Here is a 12,826-nt window from a genome sequence, read left to right as displayed (position 1 = left end):
CATGGAACATCCGCAGACATTGCCCGCCGCGCCCGGATACACGCTCTGGCAGCTCGTGCTGTACATGCTTCGCCTCGGTGCCCTTGGCTTCGGCGGCCCGGTGGCGCTGGCCGGCTACATGCACCGCGACCTGGTCGATACCCGCCAATGGATCACCGAAGCGGATTACAAGGAAGGACTCGCCCTCGCGCAGCTTGCGCCGGGGCCGCTGGCCGCGCAGCTGGCGATCTATCTCGGCTATGTCCATTACCGCGTGCGGGGCGCGACGCTGGTCGGCATCGCATTCGTGCTGCCCTCCTTCCTGATGGTGGTCGCACTGGGCTGGTCGTATGTGCGCTTCGGCGGCATCGGCTGGATGCAGGCGGTCTTCTATGGCGTCGGGGCGGCGGTGATCGGCATCATCGCGATGAGCGCCCACAAGCTGACAGTCAAGAGCGTCGGCCGGGACAAGCTGCTGTGGGCGATCTACCTGCTGCTCGCCGCAGTCACGGTCGTCACCGAGTCGGAAATCGCCTGGCTGTTCCTTGCGGCCGGCATCCTCGTCTGGTTCCTGCGCGCACCGCCGAAATGGCTGGGCGGCGCCGGCATGCACGCGGCGGCAGCAGCCCCGCTTTCGGTTCCGGCGCTGAACGGCATGGACGCCTCGCTGCTTGTCCAGATCGCCGTATTCTTCGCCAAGGCCGGCGCCTTCGTGTTCGGCTCGGGACTGGCGATCGTGCCCTTCCTGTATGGCGGCGTGGTGACCGAGCACCAGTGGCTCAACGACAAGCAGTTCGTCGACGCGGTGGCGGTGGCAATGATCACGCCGGGCCCGGTCGTGATCACGGTCGCCTTCATCGGCTATCTGATCGCCGGATTGCCCGGCGCCTGCGTCGCCGCGCTGGCCACCTTCCTGCCCTGCTATCTGTTCACCATCATCCCCGCGCCCTACTTCAAGAAGTATGGCCGCCTGCCCGGCATCATCGCATTCGTCGACGGGGTGACCGCGGCGGCGGTCGGCGCGATCGCCGGCGCGGTGATCGTGCTGGCCAAGCGTTCCATCACCGACCTGCCGACCGCGCTGCTGGCGCTTGTCACCGTCCTGCTGCTGTGGCGGTTCAAGAAACTGCAAGAACCGGTGATTGTCGCCGGCGCGGCCGCGGTCGGCCTGCTGGTGTATCCGCTCCTGCACGGCTGACAAAGGACAACGGCGCGGCGCGGCTGCTTCCACTCACGAAGAGGCCGTTGTTTCTATTTCTGCGGGGGGTTGGGAAAACGCTTGCAATGCTCACATCCGCGCCTATACTGCCGATGTGAGCATTGATTACATAAAGACCATGCCAACAGAAATGACTGCCGGAAGCACTGCCTTTCCATTGGAAACCTCGATCCGGCACTGCTTTTCCCGCACCGACCTCGCGGACGCATTCTCGATCCTGCTGCCGGCGGGAGCCTCAAGTGATCCCGAGCGCCTTGCTCACGTCGTGTTCGGCGCCCAGGCGCCGTGGGTAGGCGCGCTGATGCGCGTGAGGGATCTGGTGATGGCGCGCTTCGGGGTGAAAACGAGTGCCGAACTGCAGGCGGATGCAGGCAGCAGCGCCGGCCGGCGACTCGGCATTTTTCGCATCTACCGCAGGAGCGACACGGAAATCGTGCTCGGGGAAGATGACGGCCACCTGGACTTCCGGCTCTCCGTGCTGGTCCGCGCGCAGCCATCCGGCGCAGTACGTGAGCTGGTGGTATCGACCGTCGTGCATTGCCATAACCGGCTCGGGCGTGCCTACCTCGCGGTCATCAAACCCTTCCACAAGCAGGTCGTCCGCTCGTCGCTGAACCGCGCCGCGCGTGCGGGATGGCCGGCATGACTAGCGCCGGCAGGTGTTGATGCCGAACAGCGTGTACAGCGGGCACCAGTTGATCAGTCCGGTGACGAGCGGGATAAAGCCCGCCAGCGCGAGCCAGCGTTCGTCGCCCGGCAACAGGAAAAACAGGCTGAACAGGGCCAGCGCGAGGATCAGGCGGACGATCTTGTCCACGGTTCCGACGTTTGCATTCATGACGCTCTCCATGGGTTGAATGAACGGCGTCAGGATAGCCGGGCACCGGCACGAGGTATGTAACCCCGGTTACATAACCGCCGCTAGCGCTGCGCCGCGAGCGCTAGCAGCTTCGCCTCGTCACAGATCTCGATACGGCCGCGTCCGGGTTTCAGCATGCCCTGGCTGGCGAAGTCATCCAGCACGCGGCTGATCATTTCGCGCACCGTACCCAACTCGTCCGCCAGCTCCTGATGGGTGATCGGGATCACGCATACGCATGAACCATCCGGTGCCGGCACGGCGGTCTCTCCGTGGGCAAGCAAGGCCTTCGCCAGCCGCACATCCAGGCGCAGGGTGGCGACCTCTTCCACCAGTTCCATCGTGCGCACCAGCCGGTCGCCAAGCGAGCGGAATACCGCCGTGCGAAAGTGTTCGTCGCTGGCCAGGCAAGCATTGAACAGCGCCGGCGGCATCACCACCAGGCGCGTCGGCCCCAGGGTGACGCCGTCGGCCGGATACTGGCCGTCGCCGAGCAGGCATCCGAGCGAGAGGATGCAAACCTCGTCCGGCGTGACCCGGTACAGTTCGATGCGCCGGCCGTTGGCAAGGTAGCGGAAGACGCGGACCGCGCCCGACAGGATGATCGGAAATCCGGGGCAGCGCGCACTGGCAGCGAAAACCGGCGTATTGGCCGGCAGTTCGAGCACCGGCAAGTCCTCCAGCTGCTTCCTGATCGCCGGCGGCAGCAATTGCAGCACCGTCGCCCCGGCCTGCTGCGCATCGGTACTCATTCCGGGCCCGCTCAATCGAGTTTCTGCGTCGAGACAAGAACGCCGTCCGCGTCCGCGTAGATCCAGTCGCCCGGATTGACCGCGACGCCGGCGATCGACACCCGCAGTTCGCGCTCCCCCACCCCTTTGCGCACGCTGCGCTGCGGATGCGTCGCCAGCGCGCGCACGCCGATGTCGCAGCCATTGATTTCCTCGGAATCGCGAATGCAGCCATTGACGATGATGCCCGCCCAGCCGTTCTTTTCCGCGAGCACGCCGAGGTTGCCGCCCACCAGCGCGCAACGCAGGCTGCCGCCGCCGTCGACAACGAGGACGCGGCCGTTGCCCGGCGTTTCGAGCGTCGAGCGCACCAGGACGTTGTCCTCGAAGACCTTCAGCGTGGCCGCCTGGCCGCAAAAGCTCAGCCGCTTGCCGTACTTCTGGAACACCGGCGGCAGGACCGCCAGCGTGCCGTTACCCAGCTTGTCTTCGTTCGCATCGCAGATGTCGCATGTCGCAAAAGTCATGTTGTCTCCCCCCGTCAAAAACCAGCATTGTAAGCCCGCCGGAAAAAACCGCGGGCCGCCGCCGGGAGGAGCCAGGATCAGGCTACCTGTGCGGCCGTGCTGCGCGCCGTGTTGCTTCCCACGCCGACCGCGGTCAGCAGCGCCATCACCTGAAACACGCCGATTCCGATGAACACCCAGGCTGGATGGTTGTTGTCCATCAGCGCGCCGAACAGCAGCGGCGCAACCGCCAGGCCGATATCCAGGCCGGAATACACCACGCCGTACACCCGCCCGGTGGCATTTTTCGGCGCGGCGGCACGGATCAGCAGGTCGCGCGACGGCCCGGCGACGCCGGCGCCGAAACCGACCGCTCCCATCAGCGCCACGGCCATCAGCGGCGCCACCCATCCGGTCGCCAGCAGGATCGCCATCAGGCCCGAGGCGGTAAACGCAACGGCGATGGTGTAGTCATGACGCGCCGCCTTCGCGGCGAGGAAGCCGCCCCATACCATGCCGCAGGCGGAAGCCAGCATGTAGGCGGAATAGCCGGCGGTCGCCCAGGCGAGGGACATGTCGTACAAGGCGCGCAGGCTGGCCGTCGAAAAGCTCTGGATGCCGCCGAGCGCCATCGAGGTGATGAAGAAGAACGCGAAGCACATCCACACCGCCGGCAGGCGCATGAAGGACAGCACGCTGCCGCCGGCGGCGTTCGCCTTGTGCGCGCTTGCCGGCGATGCATGCACATCGTGCGTATGCAGCAGGTCCCGGTTCAGCACCAGCAGCAGCAATACGAACGCAGGGATGAAGGCGGCGGCGAGCAAGGCGGTGCGCCAGCCGGCGAGGCCGGCGATGGCGGTCAGGAAGACCGGCGCCGCGGCCCAGCCGAGATTGCCGGTCAGTCCGTGCACCGAAAACGCGTGGCCCAGCCGGGCCGGCGACACCCGCTTGTTGAGGATCGTGAAGCACGCCGGGTGAAACACGCTGTTGCCGACGCCGGCAAGCATCGAGCCCAGCAGCAGCACCCCATAGCTGGGCGCGACCGCCAGCACCAGCGCGGAGGCGCCGAGGCAGCCCATGCCGAAGAACAGGACGGCACGCGCGCCGATACGGTCGACGACGAAGCCGGAGGCCGCCTGGCCGACGCCGGAGATCACGAAAAACACCGTCATCAGCAAGCCAAGCTCCGCATAGCTGACGCCGAACGCATCCTTGAGCCATGGAAAAAGCGGTGCAAGAATCAGGTGGAAGAAATGGGACACGCCATGCGCCAGTCCCTCGAGGCTGATGATCCGGGCATCCTGGCGGAAGGTTTGCGGATCGGGTGCGATGGCGGCTGCAGTCATTTCTACCTCGTGCAATGTTCGATGGAAGAAGTGTAAGCAAATCCATCGCGTCTGTTTTAAGATAGAAAGACAATCTTTATCGAATTTACGCCAACCACCCTGCTTTCATGGCAACCCTGCCCGTCACCCATACCCGCCTGCACCTGCCCGGCTTGGCGCCGACGCCGAAACGCCCGGTCCGGCTGGTCGCGCGCGACCTGGATGCGTCCGAACTGCTGGCCGCCCATTCCCACGCCTGGGGACAAGTCACCTACGCGCTGGACGGCGTGGTGCGCGTGACGGTTGGCAACAGCAGCTGGATCGTGCCGCCGCTGCGCGCGATCTGGGTGCCGCCGAAGCAGGTGCATGAAGTCGCCACCCTTGAAAAGGCGCGGCTGCGCGCGGTCTACGTGCATGCGGATTCCGCCCCTTTCCATGGCAGCCAGTGCGAAGTGCTGGAAGTCTCCCCGCTGTTGCGCGAGCTGATCGTGGCGCTCACCCAGGTCCATGCCGGGGAACCGCGCGAAGCGATGCTGTCGGCGCTGATCCTCGACGAACTGTCGCGCTCCGTCACGCAGCCGATCCGCGTCGCCCTGCCCGACGACAAGCGCCTGAAACAGCTGTGCGAGCTGCTGATCGCGGAACCTGCTTCGCCGCTCACGCTCGACGACTGGGCGCAGCGCGTGGGTGCATCGGCGCGCACGCTGGCGCGGCTGTTCGAGCGCGAGCTGGGGATGAGCTTCGGGCAGTGGCGGCAGCAGGTGCGCCTGGCGCACGCGGCGCCGCTCATCAGCCGCGGCATGCCGCTGTCGCGGGTGGCGGCGGAACTCGGCTACGCCAGCCAGTCGGCGTTCTCCGCGATGTTCAAAAAGACCTTCGGCCAGTCACCGAGCGCATTCTTCTCGCGCCGTGCGGGCTGAAAAAAAGGCCGCCCGCGGGCGGCCTTGACTTAAGGAGCAGGAGCGGATCAGAGCGTGCCGGTTTTCTCGAACACCAGCTCGCCGCCGCCCACCGTCACCCCGATCACGTCCTTCGGGCCGAAGCGGCCTTCAAGGATGCGCTTGGACAGCGGATTCTCGATCTCCTGCTGGATCGCCCGCTTCAGAGGCCGCGCGCCGTAGACCGGGTCGAAACCGGCTTCCGCGATCTTCTGCAGCGCGGCATCGGTGACTTCGAGCTTCATGTCCATCTTCGCCAGGCGCTTTTCCAGCACCGCAAGCTGGATGCGCGCGATCGAGCCGATATGCTTCTCGTCGAGAGCGTGGAATACCACGATCTCGTCGATGCGGTTGACGAACTCCGGCCGGAAATGCGCCTTCACCTCGGCCATCACCGCCAGCTTCACCAGCTGCGGATCGCTGTCCTCCATCGACTGGATCTTGTGCGAACCCAGGTTCGAGGTCATCACGATCACAGTGTTCTTGAAGTCCACCGTGCGGCCCTGGCCGTCGGTCATGCGGCCGTCGTCGAGCACCTGCAGCAGCACGTTGAACACGTCCGCATGCGCCTTCTCGATCTCGTCGAGCAGGATTACGCTGTACGGCTTGCGGCGCACCGCCTCGGTCAGGTAGCCGCCTTCCTCATAGCCGACATAGCCCGGCGGCGCGCCGATCAGGCGGGCCACGGAATGCTTCTCCATGAATTCGCTCATGTCGATGCGGATCAGCGATTCCTCGGTATCGAACAGGAAGGACGCCAGCGCCTTGCACAGTTCCGTCTTGCCGACGCCGGTCGGCCCGAGGAACATGAACGAGCCGTACGGCCGGTTCGGGTCGGACAGGCCGGCGCGCGAGCGGCGGATCGCATCCGACACCGCGACGATCGCCTCGTGCTGGCCGACGACGCGCTTGTGCAGCTCCTCTTCCATGTGCAGCAGCTTGTCGCGCTCGCCTTGCATCATCTTTGACACCGGGATGCCGGTGGCGCGCGACACCACTTCGGCGATTTCCTCGGCGCCGACCTGGGTGCGCAGCAGTTTGCGCTCGGTCTTCTTCGCTTCACCGGCATCGGCCTGGCTGAGCTGCGCTTCCAGCTGCGGCAGTGTTCCGTACTGCAGCTCGGACATCTTCTGCCAGTCGCCGCGGCGCTTGGCTTCCTCCATCTGCAGGCGGACCTTTTCGATCTCTTCCTTGATGTGCTGGCTGCCCTGCACCGCCGCCTTTTCCGCCTTCCACACTTCCTCGAGGTCGGCATACTCGCGCCCGAGCTTGTGGATCTCTTCCTCGATCAGGCCGAGGCGTTTCTGCGACGCTTCGTCGGTTTCCTTCTTCACCGCTTCGCGCTCGATCTTCAGCTGGATCAGGCGGCGGTCGAGGCGGTCCATCACCTCCGGCTTGGAGTCGATCTCGATCTTGATCTTGGACGCGGCTTCGTCGATCAGGTCGATCGCCTTGTCCGGCAGGAAGCGGTCGGTGATGTAGCGGTGCGACAGCTCGGCCGCGGCGACGATCGCCGGGTCGGTGATGTCCACGCCATGGTGCACCTCGTATTTTTCCTGCAGGCCGCGCAGGATCGCGATGGTCGCCTCGACGCTCGGCTCGTCCACCAGGATCTTCTGGAAGCGGCGCTCCAGCGCGGCATCCTTTTCGATGTACTTGCGGTATTCGTCCAGCGTGGTCGCGCCGATGCAATGCAGCTCGCCGCGCGCCAGCGCCGGCTTGAGCATGTTGCCGGCATCGATCGCGCCTTCGGCCTTGCCAGCGCCGACCATGGTGTGCAGCTCGTCGATGAAGACGATGGTCTGGCCTTCATCCTGCGCGATCTCCTTGAGCACCGCCTTCAGCCGCTCCTCGAATTCGCCGCGGTACTTCGCGCCGGCCAGCAGGGCTGCCATGTCGAGCGACAGCACGCGCTTGGACTTCAGGCTGTCCGGCACCTCGCCGTTGACGATGCGCTGCGCCAGCCCTTCCACGATCGCGGTCTTGCCCACGCCCGGCTCGCCGATCAGCACCGGGTTGTTCTTGGAACGCCGCTGCAGCACCTGGATCGCGCGGCGGATCTCGTCGTCGCGTCCGATCACCGGGTCCAGCTTGCCGGCACGCGCGCGCTCGGTCAGGTCGAGCGTGTATTTCTTCAAGGCTTCGCGCTGGCCCTCGGCATCCTGGGAGTTCACGTTGCCGCCGCCGCGCACCGCGATGATCGCCGCTTCCAGCGCCTTGCGCGTCAGGCCGTTGTCGCGCGCCAGCTGGCCGGCCGTGGACTTGTCCTCGGTCAGCGCCAGCAGCACCATCTCGCTGGCGATGAACTGGTCGCCGCGCTTTTGCGCTTCCCTGTCGGCCAGGTTGAGCAGCGCCAGCGATTCGCGGCCGACCTGTACCTCGCCGCCGGTGCCGGACACCTTGGGCAGGCGCTCGACCGCCGCTTTCAGCGCCGACGACAGGCCGCCGACGTTGACCCCGGCGCGCTGCAGCAGCGATTTCGCGCCGCCGTCATCCTGCGCCAGCAGCGCCGACAGGATATGCACCGGGTCGATGTATTGGTTATCATTGCCGACGGCCAGACTCTGGGCATCGGCAAGGGCTTCTTGCAATTTGGTTGTCAGTTTGTCGAGACGCATGGCAATCTCCGGAATTCATATTGACAACAAGGTAGGGTCGGGAAACCACATTTCAAGAAAGGATTCTTGATTCTGCGCGCCCCGGGATCGGAAAGTAATGGAATTACATCAAATTCAACTCACTTACCAGCCGGAGGAAGACCGCGTGCTGTGGCGGACCTCGTTCCGGGCCGACGACGGCAGCCTGCAGGAAATCCGGGCCTGGCTGACGCGGCGCATGACCGGGCAGCTCTGGGGCGGCCTGGTCGAAGTGATGGAAAGGCAGGTCGCGCTCGACAAGCCGCATGCCGCTCACGCGCGCAGCGATATCGTCGGGATGGAGCACCACGCCAGCGTCGACGCGATGCGCGAGAGCGGCAGCTTCGGCAGCGCCTTCCAGGAGGATGTCGCCGGGTTTCCGCTGGGCGCCGCGCCGTTCCTCGTTACCACGGTCAATTTCGGGCAGGAAGCAGGCAAGCCGATCCGCATGAACCTGGTACCGACCGAAGGCCATGGGTTTGAAGTCGCGTTGCCGGCGCAGGTACTGCACGGCTTTTGCTCGCTGCTGCGCGATGCGGTGGCCAAGGCCGATTGGGACCTGGAGCTGGAGCTGCCCGGCGCGTCGGCGCCAGGTGGCGGCGTATTGAACTAGCAGTGCCAGTAGATCCTCCAGATGAACCTGTAGGGTGGCTAGAGCATAGCGAAACCCACCGGCACCGCCCCCTGGAGCGCATGGTGGGTTTCGCTGCGCTCTACCTCGGCGGCCCCACCCACCCTACGATCCTCTACGTGCCAAATTTATCTGGATGGCCTACTAGGAGAGGGCTTTGTAAGTCGCGAAGCCGGCGATGCACAGCGCCACCGAACCGGCCAGGTGCAGCGCCGAGTGGCCGAACGCCCAGGCGTAGTCGCCACGCTGCAGCAGCGCCATGGATTCGGCGGAAAAGGTGGAAAAGGTGGTCAGGCCGCCGAGGAAGCCGGTGATCGCCAGCAGGCGCCATTCCGGCGGCAGCGCCGGATTCCCGGAAAAGAAGCCGGCGGCAATGCCTATCAGGTATCCGCCACCGAGGTTGGCGATCAGGGTTCCCAGCGGTAACTGCGGAAGCATGGCATTGAGCCAGGTGCCAAGCCCCCAGCGCAGCCATGCGCCGAGCGCCGCGCCGGCGCCGACCGCGACCCAGCTCATTCCGGCGTGCCGGTATTGGATGACCGGATGCCCCACTTCGCCAGCGCCTGGTCGTCGGTCACGCGTGCATCGACCCAGCGGGCGCCGTGCGGCGTCTGTTCCTTTTTCCAGAACGGCGCCTCGGTCTTGAGATAATCCATGATGAATTCGCAGGCGTCGAACGCCTCCCCGCGATGGGCCGAGGTCACCGCGACCAGCACGATCTGGTCGAGCGGCCGGAGCGGGCCGACCCGGTGGATCACCAGCGCATCGAAGATGTTCCAGCGCGCCCGGGCCTGCGCCACGATGTCTTCCAGCGCCTTCTCCGTCATGCCGGGATAGTGTTCCAGCTCCATCTCGCTGACACCGGCGCCTTCGTTCATGTCGCGCACGGTGCCGACGAAGGCGACCACCGCCCCCACCTGCGGCTGGCCGGCGCGCAGCGCCGCCACTTCGGCGCCGAGGTCGAAATCCTGGGTTTGCACGCGGATCGGCATCCTGCCCTCCCTAGCCGCCGGTCACCGGCGGGAAGAACGCGATTTCGCAGCCTTCGCTGATGCGGGCGCCGGCGTCGGTCATCTGCTGGTTGCAGGCCATGCGCAGCGCCCGGCCTTCGGCCAGCGCTTCCGCCCAGGCGCCGCCGCGCTCGCGCAGCCAGGCGCGCACCTCGCCGACGGTCTGCACGGTGGCAGGCAGGGCCACGGTTTCCTGGCTGGTGCCCACGGCCTCGCGCACGCTGGCAAAAAAGCGGAGTTGGATGTTCATGATCTAGTAAAGCAGTTCGCTGAAGGGAATGAAGCGTACCGTGTCGCCGGGTGCGATCGTCTGCCCGGGCGGATTGTCGATCAGGCCGTCGCCCCACACGGTCGAGGTCAGCACCGCCGAGCCCTGGTTGGGAAACAGCTCGAGGCCGCCGGCAGGATTGATCCGTGCGCGCAGGAATTCATTGCGCCGGTCGGCCTTGGGCCAGGCGAAGTCGGCGCGCATCGCAAAAGCCTTTGGCGCCACTTCCGCCACGCCCTGCAGGCGCAGCAGGAAGGGCCGCACGAACAGCAGGAAGGTGACGAAGCTCGACACCGGGTTGCCCGGCAGCCCGATGAAAAAGGCGCGGCCGGCGTTGGCCTTGCCGGCGCCCCCGGCCCGGTCGACCTCGCCGAACGCGAGCGGCTTGCCGGGCTTGATCGCGATCTGCCACATGTTCAGCCGCCCTTCCGCCTCGACCGCCGGGCGGATGTGGTCTTCCTCGCCGACGGAAACGCCGCCGGAAGTGATGATCAGGTCATTGCCGGCGGCCGCCTTGCGCAGGGCGTCGCGGGTCGCCGCGAGCGAATCGGGCACGATGCCGTAGTCGGCGATGTCGCAGCCGAGGTTTTCCAGCAGGCCGCGCAGCGTGAAACGGTTGGAGTTGTAGATCGCGCCGGGCTTGAGCGGCTCGCCCGGCATGGCCAGTTCGTCGCCGGTGAAAAATACCGCGACGCGCGGCTTGCGCACCACCGGCAGCGCCGCAAGGCCGACCGATGCCGCCAGTCCCAGCTCCTGCGCGCGCAGGCGCGTGCCTGCCCGCAGGATTTCGCTGCCCGCGCGGATGTCCTCGCCGGTGCGCCGTATCCATTCACCCGCCTTCGGTGCGTGGCGGATCGTGACCTGGTCGCCGTCGGCTTCGCACTGTTCCTGCATCACTACCGCGTCCGCGCCTTCCGGAATCATTGCGCCGGTGAAAATGCGGGCGGCGGTGCCGGGCTGCAGGGGCTGGCCGACCTGGCCTGCGGGAATGCGCTGCGATACCGCCAGCGTCGCTTCGCCGCCGGCGCAATCAGCCGCGCGCACCGCGTAGCCGTCCATCTGGGTATTGTCCATCGGCGGCACGTTGAGCTGCGAGGCCTGGGAGGCGGCCAGGATGCGGCCGTTCGCCTCCAGCGTCGCCACCGTTTCGGCGTCGGCAAGCGGCCGCACCGCCGAAAGGAGGAAATCGAGTGCCTGCGCGGCGCTCAACATCGGTTTCTTCTCAGTCATGGTCGGCCCGGTATCGAGTATTACAAGCCGGTGCGCGCCGCGATGTAGGCCTTCATCTCCTCGACATCCGGCGGCAGCACGTCGAAACGCTGCGGCAGGCTTTCGATGTTCTCGAAGCCGGCGGGGCGCTCCGCATCCCGGCCCAGCGCTTCGCGTATCGTTTCGTTGAACTTCGCCGGCAGCGCCGTTTCCAGCACGATCATCGGCACGCCGGGCGACAGGTGCTCGCGCGCGACCTTCACGCCGTCGGCGGTATGGGTATCGATCATCACGCCGTATTTTTCATGGACGTCGCGGATGGTCGCCACGCGGTCGGCATGCGCCGACCTGCCGGAAACGAAACCGTACTGCGCCACCTTCGCGAATTCGTCGCCATCGCTGTCCGGCTTGCCGGACAGGTCGAAACCGCCGTGCGTTTCCACCTTCCTGAACAAGGCGCGCACCCGGGCCGCATCGCGGCCCAGCAGATCGTAGATGAAGCGCTCGAAATTGGACGCCTTGCTGATATCCATGCTCGGGCTGCTGGTATGGTAAGTCTCGGCCGACTTGCGCACGCGGTACACGCCGGTGCGGAAGAACTCGTCGAGCACGTCGTTTTCGTTGGTCGCCACCACCAGCTTGTCGATCGGCAGCCCCATCATGCGTGCGATGTGACCGGCGCAGATGTTGCCGAAATTGCCCGACGGCACCGTGAACGATACCTTCTGGTCATTGCGGGAGGTCGCGCTCAGGTAGCCGCGGAAGTAATACACGACCTGCGCCACCACCCGCGCCCAGTTGATCGAGTTGACCGTGCCGATCTTCTGGCGCGCCTTGAATTCCAGGTCGTTCGACACCGCCTTGACCATGTCCTGGCAATCGTCGAACACGCCCTTGACCGCGATGTTGAAGATGTTCGGATCTTGCAGGCTGAACATCTGCGCGGTCTGGAAGGCGCTCATCTTCTGGTGTGGAGACAGCATGAACACGCGGATGCCCTTCTTGCCGCGCATCGCATATTCGGCGGCGCTGCCGGTATCGCCCGAGGTTGCGCCGAAAATGTTCAGTTCCGCATCCTGTTTCGCGAGCGTGTACTCGAACAGGTTGCCCAGCAGTTGCATCGCCATGTCCTTGAACGCCAGCGTCGGCCCGTTAGACAGCGCCTGCAGCACCAGCTGCGTACCGTTCCTTTCCTCCAGAACATGCAAGGGCGTGATCTGCGATGCATCGTCGCCGGCCCGCGCGTTACGGTACACCGCGGCCGAATAGGTCTTGTGCGCCAGCGACTTCAGGTCTTCCTGCGGGATGTCGGTCGCGAATTTCTTCAATACTTCCACCGCCAGGTCGGCATACGACAGCTTGCGCCAGGCGTCGAGTTCGGCGCCGGACACGCGCGGATACTCGATCGGCAGGTACAGGCCGCCGTCCGGCGCGAGGCCGCCCAGCAGGATCTCGGAAAACGATTGCGCCGGCGCCTGACCGCGTGTGGAAACGTATTGCATAAGGTCGTTGAAA

At 65.7% G+C, this 12,826-nt stretch carries 14 protein-coding genes; 4 read left to right on the top strand and 10 right to left on the bottom strand.

Annotation, left to right across the window (positions count from 1 at the left end; translation table 11 throughout):
• Position 1 precedes the first annotated feature (1 nt).
• Complete coding sequence (locus tag VEC01_RS09005; RefSeq protein WP_324900476.1) at positions 2-1,177, top strand: chromate transporter; 1,176 nt, start codon at positions 2-4, stop codon at positions 1,175-1,177.
• A 151-nt stretch (positions 1,178-1,328) separates the two neighbouring features.
• Positions 1,329-1,844 carry a DUF2867 domain-containing protein gene (locus VEC01_RS09000; protein ID WP_324900475.1) on the top strand — a complete coding sequence of 172 codons (516 nt, stop codon included), beginning with the start codon at positions 1,329-1,331 and terminating at the stop codon, positions 1,842-1,844.
• Here VEC01_RS09000 and VEC01_RS08995 read toward each other — a convergent pair whose 3' ends face one another.
• The 4 genes from VEC01_RS08995 to VEC01_RS08980 all read right to left on the bottom strand — a co-directional run bounded on the left by VEC01_RS08995 (position 1,845) and on the right by VEC01_RS08980 (position 4,640).
• A complete protein-coding gene (locus tag VEC01_RS08995; protein WP_324900474.1) occupies positions 1,845-2,036 on the bottom strand; it encodes a DUF2892 domain-containing protein in 192 nt (63 codons plus the stop codon). It abuts the gene before it with no gap.
• Between the two features lie 83 nt (positions 2,037-2,119).
• A complete protein-coding gene (locus tag VEC01_RS08990; RefSeq protein ID WP_324900473.1) occupies positions 2,120-2,809 on the bottom strand; it encodes a Crp/Fnr family transcriptional regulator in 690 nt (229 codons plus the stop codon).
• An 11-nt stretch (positions 2,810-2,820) separates the two neighbouring features.
• Positions 2,821-3,315, bottom strand: coding sequence for a ribonuclease E activity regulator RraA (gene rraA, locus VEC01_RS08985; RefSeq protein ID WP_324900472.1), 495 nt, complete (start codon positions 3,313-3,315; stop codon positions 2,821-2,823).
• A gap of 77 nt (positions 3,316-3,392) precedes the next feature.
• Complete coding sequence (locus VEC01_RS08980; RefSeq protein WP_324900471.1) at positions 3,393-4,640, bottom strand: MFS transporter; 1,248 nt, start codon at positions 4,638-4,640, stop codon at positions 3,393-3,395.
• A 107-nt stretch (positions 4,641-4,747) separates the two neighbouring features.
• Here VEC01_RS08980 and VEC01_RS08975 point away from each other — a divergent pair, with 107 nt between their 5' ends.
• Positions 4,748-5,539, top strand: coding sequence for a helix-turn-helix transcriptional regulator (locus VEC01_RS08975; protein ID WP_324900470.1), 792 nt, complete (start codon positions 4,748-4,750; stop codon positions 5,537-5,539).
• A gap of 47 nt (positions 5,540-5,586) precedes the next feature.
• Here VEC01_RS08975 and clpB read toward each other — a convergent pair whose 3' ends face one another.
• On the bottom strand, positions 5,587-8,175 hold the full coding sequence (gene clpB / locus VEC01_RS08970) for an ATP-dependent chaperone ClpB (protein ID WP_324900469.1): 2,589 nt from the start codon (positions 8,173-8,175) through the stop codon (positions 5,587-5,589).
• Positions 8,176-8,272: 97 nt separating this feature from the next.
• Between clpB and VEC01_RS08965 the strand changes: the two genes are divergently transcribed.
• Entirely contained in the window at positions 8,273-8,806 is a 534-nt protein-coding gene (locus VEC01_RS08965) for a hypothetical protein (protein WP_324900468.1), read from the top strand.
• Positions 8,807-8,968: 162 nt separating this feature from the next.
• On the opposite strand, the gene crcB is transcribed toward VEC01_RS08965, so the two are convergent.
• The 5 genes from crcB to thrC are packed head-to-tail and all read right to left on the bottom strand — an operon-like array spanning position 8,969 to position 12,813.
• Positions 8,969-9,340: a fluoride efflux transporter CrcB gene (crcB, locus tag VEC01_RS08960; RefSeq protein ID WP_324900467.1), complete on the bottom strand. Its 372-nt coding sequence runs from the start codon at positions 9,338-9,340 to the stop codon at positions 8,969-8,971.
• Positions 9,337-9,816, bottom strand: coding sequence for a molybdopterin synthase catalytic subunit MoaE (gene moaE / locus VEC01_RS08955; protein ID WP_324900466.1), 480 nt, complete (start codon positions 9,814-9,816; stop codon positions 9,337-9,339). The genes crcB and moaE overlap by 4 nt, the downstream gene beginning before the upstream one ends.
• 10 nt (positions 9,817-9,826) lie before the next feature.
• Complete coding sequence (gene moaD / locus VEC01_RS08950; RefSeq protein ID WP_324900465.1) at positions 9,827-10,084, bottom strand: molybdopterin converting factor subunit 1; 258 nt, start codon at positions 10,082-10,084, stop codon at positions 9,827-9,829.
• A gap of 3 nt (positions 10,085-10,087) precedes the next feature.
• Complete coding sequence (gene glp, locus VEC01_RS08945) at positions 10,088-11,332, bottom strand: gephyrin-like molybdotransferase Glp (RefSeq protein ID WP_324900464.1); 1,245 nt, start codon at positions 11,330-11,332, stop codon at positions 10,088-10,090.
• 20 nt (positions 11,333-11,352) lie between these two features.
• The gene (gene thrC, locus VEC01_RS08940) at positions 11,353-12,813 is read right to left on the bottom strand and encodes a threonine synthase (RefSeq protein ID WP_324900463.1); all 1,461 of its coding nucleotides are present in this window, start codon (positions 12,811-12,813) and stop codon (positions 11,353-11,355) included.
• Positions 12,814-12,826: the final 13 nt, after the last annotated feature.

The sequence above is a fragment of the Noviherbaspirillum sp. genome, from assembly GCF_035627455.1.
Taxonomy (GTDB): Bacteria; Pseudomonadota; Gammaproteobacteria; order Burkholderiales; family Burkholderiaceae_D; genus Noviherbaspirillum.
Note: the sequence above shows the minus strand (reverse complement) of the source record. Positions and strands in the feature narration are given on the sequence as shown.